We start from the raw sequence: 16,480 nt of genomic DNA on the forward strand, positions 1-16,480 counted from the left end.
TTTTGACTATCGCCGGGTAATGAATGCCCTTATCCCATACGATCGAAATTCCGGGACTCGCGAAGAAACTTTTCTCGAAATCCAATCGATCTTTAAATCGGTCCAATCATTCATCCATCCATGGAATGAATTTGCCGAATCGGTCGTAAAAGAGCGTAAAGAAGACGGTGAGATTGAATATCGAAACACTCACGAGGCCCACGATTTTTTTAACGTTGAGGCGATTATCTCGTCATCTCGCGCATGGCTATTTAATTTCCGTCTTGGAACTTTCGGTTCAATTCCAAATATTCTAACTGGCTTAGGAATTGTTGGGACTTTCTTTGGAATTTTGACAGGAATTCCTGAAAGCGTAGCTGCTGATGCAATTTCTAAGGGTATTCCACAGTTTATGGTCGGCATGAAAGGCGCTTTCTTGGCGTCTCTTGCTGGTCTAATCAGCGCGCTCGTTTTCACCTTCATTGAGAAATATCTAACAGATATTATGGAATCCCAATGCCGATTGCTAGCAGAGCGATTGGATACTGTTTTCCGCAGACGGACGTCTCAAGACTACCTTTCAGAATTGGCTTATTCGTCAATGCAGCAACTCGCGGCTATGAAGAACCTGCCTTTGAACTTTGGTAAAGAGGTGATAAAAGGACTCACAGGTGCTGGCGTTGAAACTGTTGAAATAAGTGACTCGGTTCGTGCAGGTGTCGCAATGGGATTCGAACAACTTGTCAAAGGTCTGAATGACTTCAATACTTTTCAGGGTGAGTTCGTAAAAAATATACAGGGAATTCAACGTGAACAATCGACCATCGCTTCAAACTTTGCACAACTAAATCAGTCAGCGGTTGAGTGTGCTACCACAATTCGCGGGGCAAGCGCTACCCTAATGGAGGCTGCAACTGAGGTTCGTTCAATGGTTGCTAAGCTTTCAGAAGTGACGATCGTCTCTAGGGATACTCTAGAGGGTCAAAAAGAGTCGGCCCAGGCAATTAAAGAAAGTATCCAAACTGCAGAAAAATCGATTTTTGAATTCCATAAAACTCAAACGACGATTGTATCATCATTGGGGGAAACTGTTTCTTCATTCAAGGTTGCAAATGATAGCTTTAGCCAGCAAGTCGCTGATTATCATCAATCATTGAATACGTCGTTAAAAACTAATTTGGAAACATTTGAGGATCACTTGGGCACAGGTGTGAAAAAACTTGGAGGAGGAGTAAATAGCCTCGGGGACATGCTTGTGGAACTTAACGGGGCATTGACGGATGCAAACAAAGTTTATCGCCAACTTTCTCTTGTGAAGAATGACGATGAAAGCAAAACGTAAGCAGCCCCAGGAAAATTTTGTTTGGATATCGTACTCGGATCTGAGTACGACATTAATGCTGTGCTTTATTCTCATCTTCTTAGTTACACTTTACGAAAGAGATAAGAATGCGTCACAGGCAGAAAAGTATTTGCTACAAGCGCAGACTGTAACTCGAGAAGTATACGATGCCAGAAGTTCATATATAGAATCCCTCAAAGAAATCGTCAAAGCCATGCAGGCAAATAAAACTCGTAATGGTTGTGAAGACGTTGACTGGAAAGTCGATGAGCAAGGTAATGCGATTCAAATGTTTTTTAAAACCAGCGGTGGATGGTTTGCCGACGGTTCATCTACCATCTCACCAATGGGGAGAAAGTGTCTCAACAGTTTTGCTTATAGTTGGCTTCTAGGCCTATATGCAAAAAGTGAACATCGAGACAGAATTGACCGACTAGTCATCGAAGGTCACACCAACTCAAAACCACCGACTGACAAGAGGGAAGATCCTTATCTTTATAATTTAAAGTTAAGTCAGGCTCGCGCTTATGAGGCAGCGAACTTCATCTTTCAAAATCTTCAGAACCAGCCTGACATGCAAAGTCGTATTAGTAAATTTTCTTGGAACGAATTTGTTACATGGCGGAATCACGTTCTCACGGCAACCGGTAGAGGATCTGCTGAGCCTATTCTTTTGGCTCAAGGTGGTCAGGAAGACTTCGAAAAGAGTAAGAGGATTGAATTTAAGTTTACAATAAAACACAACTACGAAGGCTATAAGACGATTCTCGGAGAGCATCAGTGAGTGCGCCGAAACTCTTTCCCGCCTACGTTCAAGTTCAGCCAGTCTCCCTTTCGGATGCATTGGAATCGCTTGCTCAGATTTACGCTGGCTCAGGCTCCAACAATTCGCACAGATGGGAACGACTTCTTGAAAAAATTCGAAATGGCGAGCGCCTTTCCGCTTTTGAAAAAGTTCAAATGGCATGTAATTGCGGGTCAATTCCGATAGAGCTTCAGGATGCGTTCGGGAACGTATTTAGAGACCAGCTGACTGAAGAAGTATTGCTTTCTGCATCTCAAGCAATATCGACACTTCTCGCACCCGCTGAAGCGATTACGTTGCTAACACATAAGGAAATAATAGATGCATACGGGCAAAAACATTTGCCTCCTGGTACTTTCAAGGCGAGTGGGATACTCGGTCGCGAACAAGCGGAAAAACAGTGGCTCGATCTGGAAGTTGCAAACGGAACATCGATTTCCGATTTGATCCACTCCTTTTCAGTGCCAATTCTTGGAAAGGCATTTAGTACAGGCCAAAAACGTTTGCTTAGAGCAATCGTGACGGCTCCACGATTACATGTCGTATTGAATCAACAGTTCGAGGTCATTTGGACATTGTTGTCAGGATTGAATGCAGACGGCACGGACTGCCTTGCCCTAGTGGATGAGATGCTTGGACATTATTTTGTTGCCGACTCAAGCTGGGCAACGAAAGTTTTGGAAGAAAAGTTTTTTCTTGGAATACTCCTTTCTCGAATCTCAACTCTTTCCAGAGATAAGACGCGAATTAATCAGTACAAAAATATCGAGCTTCTGCGTAAGAAAGTAGATGAAATAAATAATGTTCTAAAGATGTTAAATGATGTCGAACCCGATAGAGGAAATTTTTGGCGCAAATATCTCCCTCTATGTCATTACGTTGAACCAAAACGAATAGATAAAGGTTTGGTTGCGACTGCTTTTGCATTCCCTACTTTTGTGATTGTTGAGTTTGCGCCCGTGGGAACTTCTGCGCTCCTATATGAAAGAAGCACTTTTGACACTGAAATCAGAAGCACCAAGAACTGGCGCGATTTAAACGTTGTAAGACCGTTTCCTCCGTATAGCAATGACGGACGCTTGTTACACATGAGCAATTGGGAACGAAAGTTTAATGAGTTGATTGTGATGCTCCTTCGCAAAGGTGGAGGAATTTAAATGAATCTCTTCAATCGAGCCAAAAAATCCGTCGCTTATAGCATTTCTGTTGAGGCAAACAATTTCGGTTTCAAGGTTTCATTGCTTTCTCCAGAAGGAAAGCTCGTTCCTCTATCTTTGGATGTCATCTCTAGTTTACGCAATGATGAGCTGGATACTCAGAAATTTACCGCTTTGACATTCGCAATTCAAAATGTCGGTCGATTTGAATTTTCAAGTGAGTCCAGCGAACTTTCAGACGATATTCACGAGGCATTTTCAAAGTCGGAAATTGAGATACCACTTATCACTCTTTCGGATGGCTCAATTTATTTGTCGAATTTGTGTATAGCCGCGGTGCGATCGGGCAACTTATCAGAAATTGCAAACATCACGCCTGAATCAATAAGTTTTTTGGGAATTCCCGAATATACGCCTCTTAAGGCGAAGATTCAGGCCCACAACGGAGTGGAGAGTTCTTCGTTCGGACTTGATTTAGAGATAATGGACCTCAATGGAGCTACAAAATACTTAAAACCAGGTGTAGGGCATACTTACATTGATGAAGATGAGAAAACAGTATTTATCTCGCCGTATCTGAATCGCCTTATTGAGAGACATAGAGAACATAGGGATTTAAGAAAGACTGATACCTATAAAAAAGATTCCCAAATAAGATTTCGGGAACTTGCAGAGTTGCGAAAAGCAGCCCTAAATGCAGAAATTCGTATCGACCCATTCGTCAAAGCTCAGAATATCGTTTTTCTGAAAACGCTGCCCTACGTACTTGGACGTGGACCAGATGAGAAAATTCATCTCAATCCGGCTCTGCCAACAGAGCACAGTGAACTTGATCGAAACTTTCAAGCCAATTTGAATTCCACGGAAGATGCCGAAAACCCATCTCATATTAACCTTTATGAGGATGGCAAAGTCGCCGCTCGAGTAATATTCAGTGAAGAGGCCTGGAACGATGTTCAAAAGATAAGATCACTTCGAAGTCAGGGACAAGCCGCACTCGAAGAAGTCATAGAAGATCCATTAAAATTTTTTGGGCGTAGACCGCGCGCGGCAATTGCAAAGACATTCTCAGAGCGTGTCTCTGGTTTTATAATTGGAAAGTTAACATCCAATAGATCTGACTCAAGTTCTGGAAATGACTGGGGTGAAGGGTATGAGGGCAACTCAACATTGTTAAGAGCTATTGATGGTTCAACAATTCCTCTTACTTATAGTCCTATGCCGTCAGAATATATGGCTATTAAATTGGTATGCGTGAAGCTTGGGGAACAGATCAATAATGAAGAATTAAATTTGCGAGCAGAGTCTGGGGCCGTCCTAACACCGGTGCCCGTACAAAACGATAGACGCATATTCATAGAGGAATTGAAAGGCGAGTTTAATCTAAGTGAATTGGAGACGTGTTGTAGCCGGATTGAATATTCTAATCGACTTGAAATTGAGCCCGAGCAAGAAGCCCAAGCTCGTGAAGCTGTTGAGTTATCTGAGCAGAGAAAACTTCTAGTCGTCGAGTGGGGGTTCCAGGAAGATGGCTCATCCAAAGTCATTCCTCTTCAATCTCTCAAGGCATCACTTCCGCAAGTGTCGAATCACTCCCCAGATGATCGAGTTAGTCTTGCAATAGAAGACCATTCCACAAGTTTGGGACAAGCGCCTGATTGGCATTACCTTACTTGTGACCTATCTAAATTCGCTGCCCCTCCATATTTTAGATCTGGACTTTCACTTGAAGACCACCAGCGTAAAGGGTTTGCGTGGTTGAGCTGGATCTTCGAGCATAAAATTGACTCTAAGATGTATCCTCATCGCGGTGCACTTCTCGCTGATGACATGGGCCTTGGAAAAACAGTACAGCTTCTCTCTTTTGTAGCTTGGCTTAGATCTCGTCCTATGCAAGGTGATAAGCCAATATTAATTGTAGCACCAGTAAGTCTGATCCAGAGCTCTTGGCTTGAAGACGGATTTCAGAAGTTTTTCGAAGACACCTCTGTTAGCGGCTTTGTGAAAGGTGCCCTGGGCCCGATTTTGAAATTCTCTGATTGCCCGATTAGAATTAACCGCGACCTTTTACTTTCAGAGGCCCTAAGAGTTAACGAAGAGCTGACGTCGGATGATAAGAGACTTTCAGAATGCGAAATTGACGACGGCCTTAAAGTTGAACTGCAGGCAATCAATGAATGGGCTAAAGGCAAAGTTGTTATTACTTCCTATGAAACGCTTAGAATGAATAGTCTTGCACTGGGAAGTGTCGATTTCGCGGCGGTTATACTAGATGAAGCACAAAAGATAAAAAATGTCGGAGTACTTCAATCAAATGCAGCAAAAGCGTTGAAAGCCGATATGTGCATAGCAATGACCGGTACTCCGATTGAGAATAGTTTAATGGATCTCTGGAGCATCATGGATTTTGTGCTGCCTGGTCATTTGGGTACTTCTGAAGAGTTCCGCGAACGATTTGTAAATCGCGTTAAGCGAGCTCCTCCAGACTCGAGTGAGCGTAAGAGATTAAGAGAAGAGCTTGAGCGAGCGCTTAGCCCGGTATGGTTTAGGAGAACGAAGAAGGAAGTTTTTAGCGACGCTAAATCGCTTCCACCAATCTATCATTACGATCAGGTTCAAAACTCCAAGGGAGAGATTACCAATACTCACCAAGTTCAAATGTCTGATCCCCAGTATTCAATTTATGAAACTCAATTAGCATACTTTAAAAATGCGAAGCCTGGTCATCGTTTACCCGTGATTCGAAGTATGATTGAAGCATGCGCTGCCCCTTGGATTGCGACTGACGAACCTCTACGTTGGTCAAATAGAGACAGAATATTTAAACTCGCCCCAAAACTTAAAGTTACTATCGATATCTTAGAGTCCATTAGAAGTCGGTCGGACATTGAAGGTAGAAAGGTCATCATTTTCGCCAACGTTATTCAAATTCAACTCGGCCTGGCATTTTTTATTTATGAATGGAATAAAGCAACTGGCGGAGACCCAACTGAAATTGAAGTCTATAATGGTGAGGCTTCGCCGAATCTCAGAGGCGAGATGTTAGCACGATTTAAGTCACGTTCGGGATTTCAGGTTATAATAATTTCTCCCAAAGCAGGAGGCGCAGGCCTCAATATCGTGGAGGCAAACAATGTAATTCACTATACTCGCGAGTGGAATCCTGCTTTAGAACGGCAAGCTACTGACCGCGTGTACCGCATGGGACAAACACGACCAGTTCACGTATTCTATCCTACGACAAGCCTTAACGGAAAAAGCATGGTGTCAGCAGAGGAGCGTCTCGCGAATGTCCTCTCTGCAAAGAGGGACATCATGGATGACTTTACAGTCAGTGCCTCAGACCACAATATCTCCGAGGGAGATATGAGTGATCTAGGGGAGCCATCGTCAACAAAAAACCAACGGTTAGATAGTCGCGGTCTTCATCTCTTAGATCCTTATAGCTTTGAATGCTTGATTGCATGTATCTACGATAAATTAGGCTACGAAGCTCATTGGTGTGGTCGTTCGGGTGATGGTGGCGCAGATGTTCTCGCACTCAAGAAAGACTCAGCTATTCTCATCCAGGTGAAACACAAACAGGGCCAAGGCTTTGTGGGTACTACGGCGATTCGTGAAATACGCGGAGCCAAGTCACACTATGAATCAAAGCTCAAACGGCCACTATTATTGATGGCAGCCACAAACCATAAATTCAGTGAACGCGCAGTCCAACTTACTCGTGAAGGTGATCCTGTTACTTTGCTTGAGTATTCTCAAATTAAGAGTTTACTTGATGAACACCCGATCTTCGCAAGTGACATTGAGCGGAAAAAAAGTTCGGGAAAGTTTAAATTATAGAAGAGACACACCGAAACTCATTCTTATTAACGTTCAGTCCAGTGTATCTCTTCTCAATGCTGCAACTTCATTTTTCCCGTTTATCTCTATCAATTGTCGAATATATTTTTTAAATGCCGTTTCGGCAGCATTCTCTAAGTTTCTCCTGTTCTCTTTTAATAGGAAGGTGGTCTTCTAGAAGGCTTAATTTTTTTTAATGAACTTTAAGAGATGTGGAGGAGTGCTATTGTCATTGCTTCTTACCCCTCAGAAGCACTGGTTTCGATAAAAAGTAGCTTTCTACTCATCGATCCCTCTTTACCTATTAAAATAGACTACGTATTAAAGGCAGGTCTGCCTTCGTGGTAATTTTTGGAATCTTGCCAATATTCAAATCATAGAAAGGGAGATGCTTAATGGACTTAGTTTCGAGTTGGAACGCCTTTTTCAACAGAATTGGGAGACATGTCGTGTCCTCAGCATTATATGTTAAAAGAGTGGGTAATGCTTTTGAGTTACCTTTGAGATGCTCTTGCCAAAGAGTCACTGCGCCAAATCCATCAAGCCCGATAGTTTTTCTTTTAGGAACTTCTTTCGTTTTTTGGCAAATTTTCTTTAGTCCCCCAACTAGCTTATGTCTTCTTAACCAAAAGCAAAGATCGATGTGGGGAATTTGGGGATCAAAGTCGAATTCACTCTTAAGGAAGGGAAGATCAAAACAAGATCCATAGTATGTGACAAGCAGGTCAGATTCATTGGCAACTTTGGCCAGAAGTGATTTCTTCTGTGATTTTGAATGAGCCTGATGTAGTTTTCCATTGATAACCACTGAGATAGATGTCGAACAGTTACGTGGTGGGAAGCTTAAGCCAGTTGTTTCGATATCGAGATACGCTACTCTTTCGCAGTGTTGAGGCACTATGCGCCACTTCAAATTTTTTGGTAGTTTATCGAAAAAGAACTTCCTATCGCCCTTCTCAAGGGCTCGCAGAGAACCACGTGCGGATTTTTTAATAACATCAATTTTATTTCCCTTAAAAAAGAGATGTGCGTTGTCGTGCAAGTCTTCTAAACTGATGATGCTACTTTTCCATCGATTTTTCTCGATGCTCTCGCCCACACCTTCTATGTGACAAAAAGTTTGTCTAAGTAGCTTCATACAAAACTCAAATCTTTCAAAAAATAGTTTTTTGTGAAACTGGACGAAGCGATAATCTCACTCTTTACTAGATTTGTACCTGTTGGAACCGAAAATGAAAAATGGGGAATTTGATTAGAGATTAAGGATTTCTTTGCAACAGTCGAATTTTCGTAACTCAAAAGATAGTTCCCAGAATAGCTTTCCAGATGATCAATAAGTTCAGAAAAATTAATGTCCCAGTGATTGTACAATCTTTTTCCAGCGGAATTAGCTTCCGAAATATAAGGCGGATCAATATACATAGCTGATCTTTTCTTGTTTTTGAACTTGGGTATGATCTCATATGCATCGCCTTGCTTGAAGGTGATGGACTTTTTCAGCGAATTTATATTTGCAATTCGGTGTGCTAATGTCTCTGGATACCATCGTGAAGAAAGCCCTCTTCCTTCTTCCCCGATCTTCACCCTTCCTGCTCCGTGAGCGATTATGCCTGACCGTGAAATGCGGTTTTTCAAAATGGTTTGGAAAGCAAGTTCTCGAGTTTTTTGGAATTTGGTATGAACAATTTCGTTAATGTTTTTTTGGTTCATTCGGAATTCTAGAATTTGATCGACCAACCAAATGCAATCACTCGACAGAATAGTCTTCCAAACAGCCGCTATGTGCGGATCCTTTTCTACTAGTAAAACTTCATTGGCAAATTCGTTAGCGGCGATAAACAGGCCAACACTTCCACCACCACAAAAGGGCTCAATGAAGATGTCAGGCTTTTGGGCAATTAAATTTGTCCATTCACAAGCAAAGTGGCAGAGCCAAGACTTTCCCCCCGGGTACCGAAATGGACTAAGCTGAACGCTTTTTGATGTGCGAAAAGTTGAAGCCACATGTTGTGGAATCCGTCCCAAATACATATGCGCAATCCCTAAGTCTAGAAACAAAAAATCTTACTCTACTAATACGAGTTTACTAATTATGATTAGTATTCCGACAACCCGAGAAAGAAACAATGAAAAATATTAAAGATCTTCGTGATGGTCAGAAAAAAATGGCTAAAAATCTTTCGGATCTCGTAAATCCCGAGACTTTCGTTGGGTGGGTATATAGCATCGACTATGAAAGAGCTTTAATCCTTACGAATGACTTGTGGAAATATCAAGCAAATGGAATTCCCCACAATTGTTTCTTACTAGCAGCTAGTTTTGACCCTAATAAATTCGATTCAGCAAATGATATTGATAAAGAAGTGATTCTTTTGAGGGTCACCGGATCTTCGAAGCTGCCTCAAGATGATGATCTTGTTAGAAGTAGAATTGATTACTATCAACAGCAGAAAGAAATATATAAAGAACGTGGGTTTGACCCTATTACTTTGAATCAGATGCAGTTTGGCGCTCTTGAGTGCAGAGTTCTTGGAACTTTCTATATAGGGGACAACGAGCTATGGCTGGGAAGTGATATCGAGTCATTTCCTTCAGCATCACGTTTGAAAACCTATCGTCCGAAAGGTGAAGCTCTTGAAACAATAGTAAATTATGTAGATCCAATTCGAAAAGGTAAAGGGATCGAAGAGGCGAAAGATTTGGGTCTTGCAAAGCCGCCGGAGCCTTTTCAAATAGGGACTATTCGTTACACGTCAACTGCGCGTTTGCAGCGATCGGAGAGCGAGGACAAGGTTCCGGTACGGATTCAGCCGTCAGATTTTTTAGCTAGAAGGACTGCTGTACTGGGAATGACAAGAACAGGTAAGTCGAACATGATCAAACAACTTGTTTCGGTAGTACGGAAGACATCCAACGATGGCGGGCTTCCTATCGGTCAGATTGTCTTTGACATGAATGGTGAGTATGCAAACGCAAATAAGCAAGACAAAGGTGCAATTGCAGATGTGTTTCCGGATAGCACTGTTAGATATAGATTGTTGCCAGCCGAAGGTTTTCAACCATTACAAAATAATTTCTATGAGCAGCTTCAGGATGGCTATGCGCTCATGATTGAGATCCTAAGCGAAAAGAAGAGTAGCAGTGGCGATCTACAATTTTTCTTAAATCTTTCATTTGAAAAGCCCGAGGAAGGCGATTTCGCAGAGCTTCGAAAGTACAATATCAGAAAGGCTGCCTACTGGGGACTTCTTTACAAAGCTGGATTCAAACCGCGAAATGGCTTGCGAACCTTTTTCGAAGCTAATGTCTCAGTAGTTACGGCAGTAAATGAGCAGCTTGAGGATGGCGCAATTGATATTAAAAAAGGACTGACACCTGCGGAATGCTCTAGGTGGTTCGCTGGCCTTAGAAAAGCTTATAAAAGTGAACTAGCGGCACTAAAGGAATCTAAAAAACCGAAGAGATCCAGTAAGGATGAAGAGATCGATGAGCCGTCGAAGAAAGTTAGTGACGTTGAAAAGTGGATGGACTCCAAGGACGACGTAAAGGCAATGGTTAATCTGCTGGAAAGCAAGAATGAAAGAGATACTTACATTCTCGGATACAAATTGCTAGCTGAAGTCGCTAAATTTCATACTCCAGAGAGAACTAAAGAGGTTGGGGAGGAGATCTACCGTCATCTTGTTGAAGGAAAAATTGTCATACTTGATTTATCAGTTGGTCGACCTAGTTTAAGACAGCGTCTTACTGACAAAATTGCAGAGAAAATCTTTAGTACTTCTATGGATATTTTCGTCAATGGAAAGAATCCGCCAAATATTGTGATGTACATTGAGGAAGCCCATAACTTAATCGGAAAGACAGCAGAATTGGATGATACCTGGCCCAGAATTGCAAAAGAGGGCGCGAAATATCGCGTCGCTCTAGTATATGCAACACAAGAGGTCTCTGCAATGCATGCCAATATTCTTGCGAACACTGAAAACTGGTTTATTACTCATTTGAATAATTCTAAAGAGATAGGTGAGTTAGCAAGGTTTTACGATTTCGGAGACTTCAGTCAGTCTCTAATAAGAGCCCAAGACGTGGGCTTTGCGAGAATAAAGACTCTTTCGAGTTCCTATGTAATTCCCGCTCAAATAGACAAATTTGATCCAAGCAAACTGAAGTGAGTGAAAAATGCCATATCAAGGCGAGTTAGCAAATAAAGCATCACACGCTGACATAGTAAAAAATCCTGACGTAAACTCGTTCTTGGAAAAATGCAGATATTTAAGGCAACCGACAGATGAGGATATTCTGAGAATATCTAAATCTTTTTCTAGCTACCCTCAGCCGGAAGAAAAAGATCTACCAGAATATTTGATTGCGACTGATGGAAGCTATTATGAAGCAAGTGTGAATAATAGATTTCCAAATACAAAAGTCGCCTATTTGAAATTTGGAACTATTCTAATAAAACTATCTGAATACCGTGCGTTGCACTTTCAAGAAACTAACCTTTTAGATCCTTTCAAAGTTGCTGCACTGGAAGAGAAAAATACCCCGATAACTCTTACACTCCCGAGCGCAAATGTAACTGTAAGTGGAATGTCCAGTGTCCAAGAAAGTTTTCGACATATTTTGAATGAATGGTTTTGTGATTCAAGAACCCAAATCGATGAAGAAGACGCCACTTCTTCTTTGATAGACACTTTATTTGATTTGGCCTCTAGAAGACCCGACAATCTAGGATCGGGAAATATTGATCTGATTAGAACCTTAAAATGTCCTACTTGCGGAGTCACGCCTGACTCAGGATTTATTGAAGTGAAGAAGGGATGTAAATCCATCTGCGATAGTTGCAATCATGAGATCTTTCCGACCGACTGTCTAAGAATATGGGAAGAGATTTCTGAATATCAGTCGAATGGTACAGCGCTAGGTCGAATAATGATGATCGTGGAACATCTTCTACCAATTCATTATATAAGGTATTTGAAGAAATATGAGCCCGAAAAATTGTCTAACATTGTCTTTTTTGTCGATGGCCCATTGGCTGTTTTTGGCAATTGCGCATGGATACATAGATGTATTTTAGACTATTTAAATGAAGTCAGACGAGATCTTCTAAAGCAAGGTCTTAACCCTCCATTAATTATTGGATTGCAAAAGAGTGGTCAACTGGTGGACTTCGCTCAGTTGGTGAGTCCTGAGTTGAAAGGTTCGTCTCTTTTACTTATCGATGATGAATATCGATATAAATATATATACGCAGGAAGGGAGATGGCTGGAAACGGTTTCGGTGACGAAACATATTATGGTCAAGACTTTATTTACAAAACTCCTTCAGGCAGAATATTTGTTTTCGGCCTGCCATTTCCGACTGGGCAAAAACGGCCTCGAAATTCTTTCGACGAAAAGCGTTTCGATCTGAATAGCTATGTTGAGCTAAATAGGGCGTTATCAGTCTTGTTCCATTTCGAATCTGATTTGTATGAAAATGCCCTTGTGCCAATAGCACTGGCTCATAAATACACTGCAATTAGCCTATCTCCCGGGGGGAGAGTATTGGATCTGCTATCTCGAGCCTCGATCGGAGCAAAATAGCAATCATTTACGTGTTCCGTTCTGAAAAGCCGAGTCGCTAGGTATGTTTACGTCATGATTTCGATCTGCGTAAGGCTGATACCATACTCTTTATGTGGCGCTGGGCTGTAGGGTCATCTGGAAATAGGCCACTGAGTTCATCATTCGACATATTAATTAGCATAGATGCCTCGTTTTTTACGTAGCCGGTTATCCATTCTAACTTTGTAGTATGTTCGGAACGTACTGAGTTTTCGGGGGCTGAAGCCGAAGCCCCTTGTATACCAATTTTTTCCTGTTCTAACTCCAATTCTTTGGCAAGTTTGTTGATGTCGGTGGGACCAAACTTAGCATAGGTTTTGGAAATGGTTTTTTCTGAATCAAATAGTGCTGCTGCCGCGAATAGATAGCCGCTCTTTCCATTCTTAAAAAAGTGTTTCACTTTGTCGGTAGCAACGATATGGCGGTTTGAATGAAAGTTCCAGCCCATACTGAACCCGCTATATGTCTTCGTATACTGCTGATGTCGGTAGGAAGTCAGCGTGACAGGAAAGAGCCTATTTCTATTTTCCGTTTTATTCGCAAGCTCAAAAAAATACGGTCTTGAAAGTGAGATGTATTGTTTTAAAATTTCGGTGACGTCAATTCTCAACTCGCGTGTCCCAATGTATCTCAATTCCTCAACTGTGTCTTTAATGTTTGGATTATATTTATTTTTAAAGTCGTTCTTTCGAAGTGCGAGATGAAAGATATCGCCGTCTTTAGATGTGGAAATTGTAAGGTCAGTTGCCAAGATCTTTTTGTTGATGTGAGTGATCCGAAATGGATAACATGCTTCAATTGCAAAAAAGGCCTGGTACATTCGTAGATGGTGTATCGTTGGAATATATTGTTCGCCTAGAGACGTGTATTTCTGAATATCCTTTTCAATATTGTTAATCACATTTACAAGTGCTTCAATCGGTCGTGGTTGAGACAGGATAGGGTTCAAATACTCGAGCTTATCATTGGTCTTAGGGGGCGCAGACGAAATAAAGTCATTCATGTATTGTTTAATTGAGTTGTATTGTCTTCCAACTCGAACGTTCCATGGTAGATTCGGATTATTATTGGGGAAGCCGTTGTAGCCATCAAATTTATCCGGAAACTGAATTAAGAAGCCTTCATTTGAGCAAATATCTAATAGACTCTTTAAAAAATTAATAAAAGACGCCGGAGTCTTTCGTGGTTTGTTCGAGTGGAATGCCCGTAGGGCTAAGAATTCAGCATACCCCTTTATATTTTCAATTTTTAAAAAATCAGGAAGTCGTATTGTATCTGGGTTGTAGCCCTTTCCGATTGTAAGTTCGTTTTCGCCCACTTTTGACAGGGTAAGATAGCCAGCGTATTGAAGTAGCTTATCTCGAACTGTTTCGGTTGATCCTTCAGATTTATGGGCAGATCTTGTTCCTCTAGTAATTCCGGATTCAATTAATTCGCTGGCGTCGGCACTTTTGAATCTAAGCAGCTCTTCGATATCATCCTCAATTGTTCTTGTAGAAGAGTGGTTTTTTGCGAGCGTATACATGTAGAACTCATTTAGTTCTGAGGACCTTGTTGGCGATGCCCCTTTGTGCTTAAGTGAAGTTCTTTCTAAGAGAGGCACTTTGTTTGAAAGGCAATCACGTGGCACCTCAAGTACTGATTCTATGCCTTTTATAATCTCATCATTTCGAGGAAATGAAGTCCCTTCTTCGAGAGAACGAATAGATGCTTCTGAAATTTCGATGTTGCACGTGACTTTCATTTTCTCACTTAAATCAGCTCTGGAGAGTTTTTTTCTTTCTCTTAGTAGAGCTAGTGATTCAGCAAAATTTGGCTTAGCTAATATGGCCATAACTGAGAATGTGTTTTGATAAAGTGCTATGAAGTTGGTCTTTGCAAAGCTAACATAGCTATCTATTGTTGATGGGCTTAAATGACCGCCTTTTGGTTTTGTATAGACATGTTCAAGGTATGTCCGAAATTGTTGTTCTGAACTTTTACTGTTGTCGCCAAGAAGATCTTCACAAATCTTTGCTTCTTCAGACCGATTTAAGCTTTCTCTAAATAGATTTAGAATCGGAAGAACCTTGTTCACCTGCGCCTGATTTTTGCCTTCAGCAGCGAGATACCTTCTAACTTCAACTTCCAGATCTCGGTAATTCATCTTTAACCACCTTTTGATAAAAAAGGGGTACGAGGAATGCGCAACGAGATCTGATGATGAGCCATTCAATGAATGAAACGCCTGGGGCCTGCTTTTGCCACTTGGAATTCCCACATCGTTTTTACTGTTTTTAAATATACTCGTCATTTCAATGGCTTATATGACATCAGGGACATCAATTCCAAGAGAAACCGGCGCAGAGCGCGGTGAATTCCAAGCCGTTTTAGAGTGAAAACTATAACTATATGAAATTATTTAACAATTTAAAATGAATTAAATTCATAATCTGATGTTTTTTTCACGCCAAATGAATCATTTGACTCAAAAAAATACTCAAATCTTGGAATATAAATTTAATAATATCATATACTTATGCAAGTGAATGTCTCAATTGTAGATATTCCAATTCCAAGTGCGATTAGGCTCCGTAAACTGGTCAATAAATACTAATCCACTTTTTTGAAAAGACCACTTATTTGCATCAAAAGTAGCAATGTGCTACTATCTATTTGTAGGAGATCAGTCATGAAAACAGGGATCAAAATTCAAAGTACTTTGTTAACTGAGGCAAAGAAGATTGGCGACCAAGAGAACAGATCCGCTACAGCTCAAATTGAGCATTGGATACTTTTGGGCAAAGCACAAGACGAGAAAAAAAAGCTCAGCCTAAAGCGATTTGAAAGTTCTCTTTCACATGCGCTTTCTAAAGATTTTAATAAGACTGTCGACACCTATCTATTTAACAATTTTGAATATGTATATGTAGCGAGTGCTAGGGGTGACAAATATATAGACCGCCTTTCAAAAAATGGACAACGCGAAACGGGCACAATTGAAGACGGTGAATTTAGAAAATGCGATTAAAAAAAGAAAAGACGCTCGTCGTACTGGCTGGTCCAAACGGTTCGGGAAAATCCACATATAGACTATTGGAGACATCTCTTCACGATCTTCCCTTTGTAAATGCGGACGATATTGCCAAGACATACGGGACGGTTGGTGAAATTGAATCTCTTAAAGCGCAGCAGGAAGCGCAAAATCAAATAGCAGACTATCTATCTCGAGGAGAATCTTTTTGCTTCGAAACCGTTTTTTCTCACGAATCAAAAGTTCAACTTATTGAAAATGCAAAGGAGCTTGGTTACATAGTTCTTCTGTACATAATTAATCCTGGCAATTCCAACCTCAATATTATCCGTGTCAAAGAGAGAGTAAAAAAAGGCGGACATGACGTTCCTGTCGATAAAATTCTGAGTAGAATTTCAAGAACTTTACAGAATCTAAAAAAAGCACTTCCATTAGTGGACGGGTTCTTCATTATTAACTCCTCTGGCGCTAGTGGAACCCGGTTTTTAATTGAAGCATCAAAGGCCCCACAACAAGAAGTGAAAACTCACAACGACCTATCAGATTGGGCGAAGGATCTTCTTGCTGTAATTCAACAAGCTGATGTGCCAGAAGTTAACAAACCGACTTTGCAGTTGGTGCAATCTACTCCAGATGCTTGTGCTAAATGTGGCGCCCCATTGAGAGGGAAGAAGCGGAAAAAATTCGGTATATGCTCTAAGTGTGCCCCACGGTACTAGTTCTCTTTGGAG

At 41.2% G+C, this 16,480-nt stretch carries 11 protein-coding genes; 8 read left to right on the forward strand and 3 right to left on the reverse strand.

Annotated elements, in window-relative coordinates; genetic code table 11:
* The first annotated feature begins 19 nt into the window (after window positions 1–19).
* The 4 genes from ACLSU7_RS13035 to ACLSU7_RS13050 are packed head-to-tail and all read left to right on the forward strand — an operon-like array spanning window position 20 to window position 7,126.
* Window positions 20–1,321 (forward strand): hypothetical protein, encoded by a 1,302-nt coding sequence (locus ACLSU7_RS13035; protein WP_413292322.1) that lies wholly within the window; start codon window positions 20–22, stop codon window positions 1,319–1,321.
* On the forward strand, window positions 1,305–2,105 hold the full coding sequence (locus ACLSU7_RS13040; RefSeq protein ID WP_413292323.1) for an OmpA family protein: 801 nt from the start codon (window positions 1,305–1,307) through the stop codon (window positions 2,103–2,105). The genes ACLSU7_RS13035 and ACLSU7_RS13040 overlap by 17 nt, the downstream gene beginning before the upstream one ends.
* Window positions 2,102–3,283 (forward strand): hypothetical protein, encoded by a 1,182-nt coding sequence (locus tag ACLSU7_RS13045; RefSeq protein WP_413292324.1) that lies wholly within the window; start codon window positions 2,102–2,104, stop codon window positions 3,281–3,283. The genes ACLSU7_RS13040 and ACLSU7_RS13045 overlap by 4 nt, the downstream gene beginning before the upstream one ends.
* A complete protein-coding gene (locus ACLSU7_RS13050; protein ID WP_413292325.1) occupies window positions 3,284–7,126 on the forward strand; it encodes an SNF2-related protein in 3,843 nt (1,280 codons plus the stop codon). It begins immediately after the preceding gene.
* A gap of 304 nt (window positions 7,127–7,430) precedes the next feature.
* Here the strand turns inward: ACLSU7_RS13050 and ACLSU7_RS13055 are convergent, their stop codons facing one another.
* Together ACLSU7_RS13055 and ACLSU7_RS13060 are read right to left on the reverse strand one after the other, a co-directional pair.
* Entirely contained in the window at window positions 7,431–8,264 is an 834-nt protein-coding gene (locus ACLSU7_RS13055) for a ribonuclease H-like domain-containing protein (protein ID WP_413292326.1), read from the reverse strand.
* Entirely contained in the window at window positions 8,261–9,130 is an 870-nt protein-coding gene (locus ACLSU7_RS13060) for a DNA adenine methylase (protein ID WP_413292328.1), read from the reverse strand. Before ACLSU7_RS13060 ends, ACLSU7_RS13055 begins: the two co-directional genes overlap by 4 nt.
* Window positions 9,131–9,252: 122 nt before the next feature.
* Between ACLSU7_RS13060 and ACLSU7_RS13065 the strand changes: the two genes are divergently transcribed.
* Both ACLSU7_RS13065 and ACLSU7_RS13070 read left to right on the forward strand, forming a co-directional pair.
* Window positions 9,253–11,298, forward strand: a complete 2,046-nt coding sequence (locus ACLSU7_RS13065; protein ID WP_413292329.1) for a helicase HerA domain-containing protein — start codon at window positions 9,253–9,255, stop codon at window positions 11,296–11,298.
* Between the two features lie 7 nt (window positions 11,299–11,305).
* Window positions 11,306–12,715, forward strand: coding sequence for a DNA double-strand break repair nuclease NurA (locus ACLSU7_RS13070; protein ID WP_413292331.1), 1,410 nt, complete (start codon window positions 11,306–11,308; stop codon window positions 12,713–12,715).
* Between the two features lie 52 nt (window positions 12,716–12,767).
* Here the strand turns inward: ACLSU7_RS13070 and ACLSU7_RS13075 are convergent, their stop codons facing one another.
* Window positions 12,768–14,882 (reverse strand): helix-turn-helix domain-containing protein, encoded by a 2,115-nt coding sequence (locus tag ACLSU7_RS13075; protein WP_413292332.1) that lies wholly within the window; start codon window positions 14,880–14,882, stop codon window positions 12,768–12,770.
* A gap of 525 nt (window positions 14,883–15,407) precedes the next feature.
* Between ACLSU7_RS13075 and ACLSU7_RS13080 the strand changes: the two genes are divergently transcribed.
* The gene (locus ACLSU7_RS13080) at window positions 15,408–15,746 is read left to right on the forward strand and encodes a TA system antitoxin ParD family protein (RefSeq protein ID WP_413292333.1); all 339 of its coding nucleotides are present in this window, start codon (window positions 15,408–15,410) and stop codon (window positions 15,744–15,746) included.
* Entirely contained in the window at window positions 15,737–16,468 is a 732-nt protein-coding gene (locus ACLSU7_RS13085; protein WP_413292334.1) for a zeta toxin family protein, read from the forward strand. Before ACLSU7_RS13080 ends, ACLSU7_RS13085 begins: the two co-directional genes overlap by 10 nt.
* The last annotated feature ends 12 nt before the right edge of the window (window positions 16,469–16,480 follow it).

This window comes from Bdellovibrio sp. HCB185ZH (assembly GCF_047302455.1).
Lineage (GTDB): Bacteria > Bdellovibrionota > Bdellovibrionia > Bdellovibrionales > Bdellovibrionaceae > Bdellovibrio.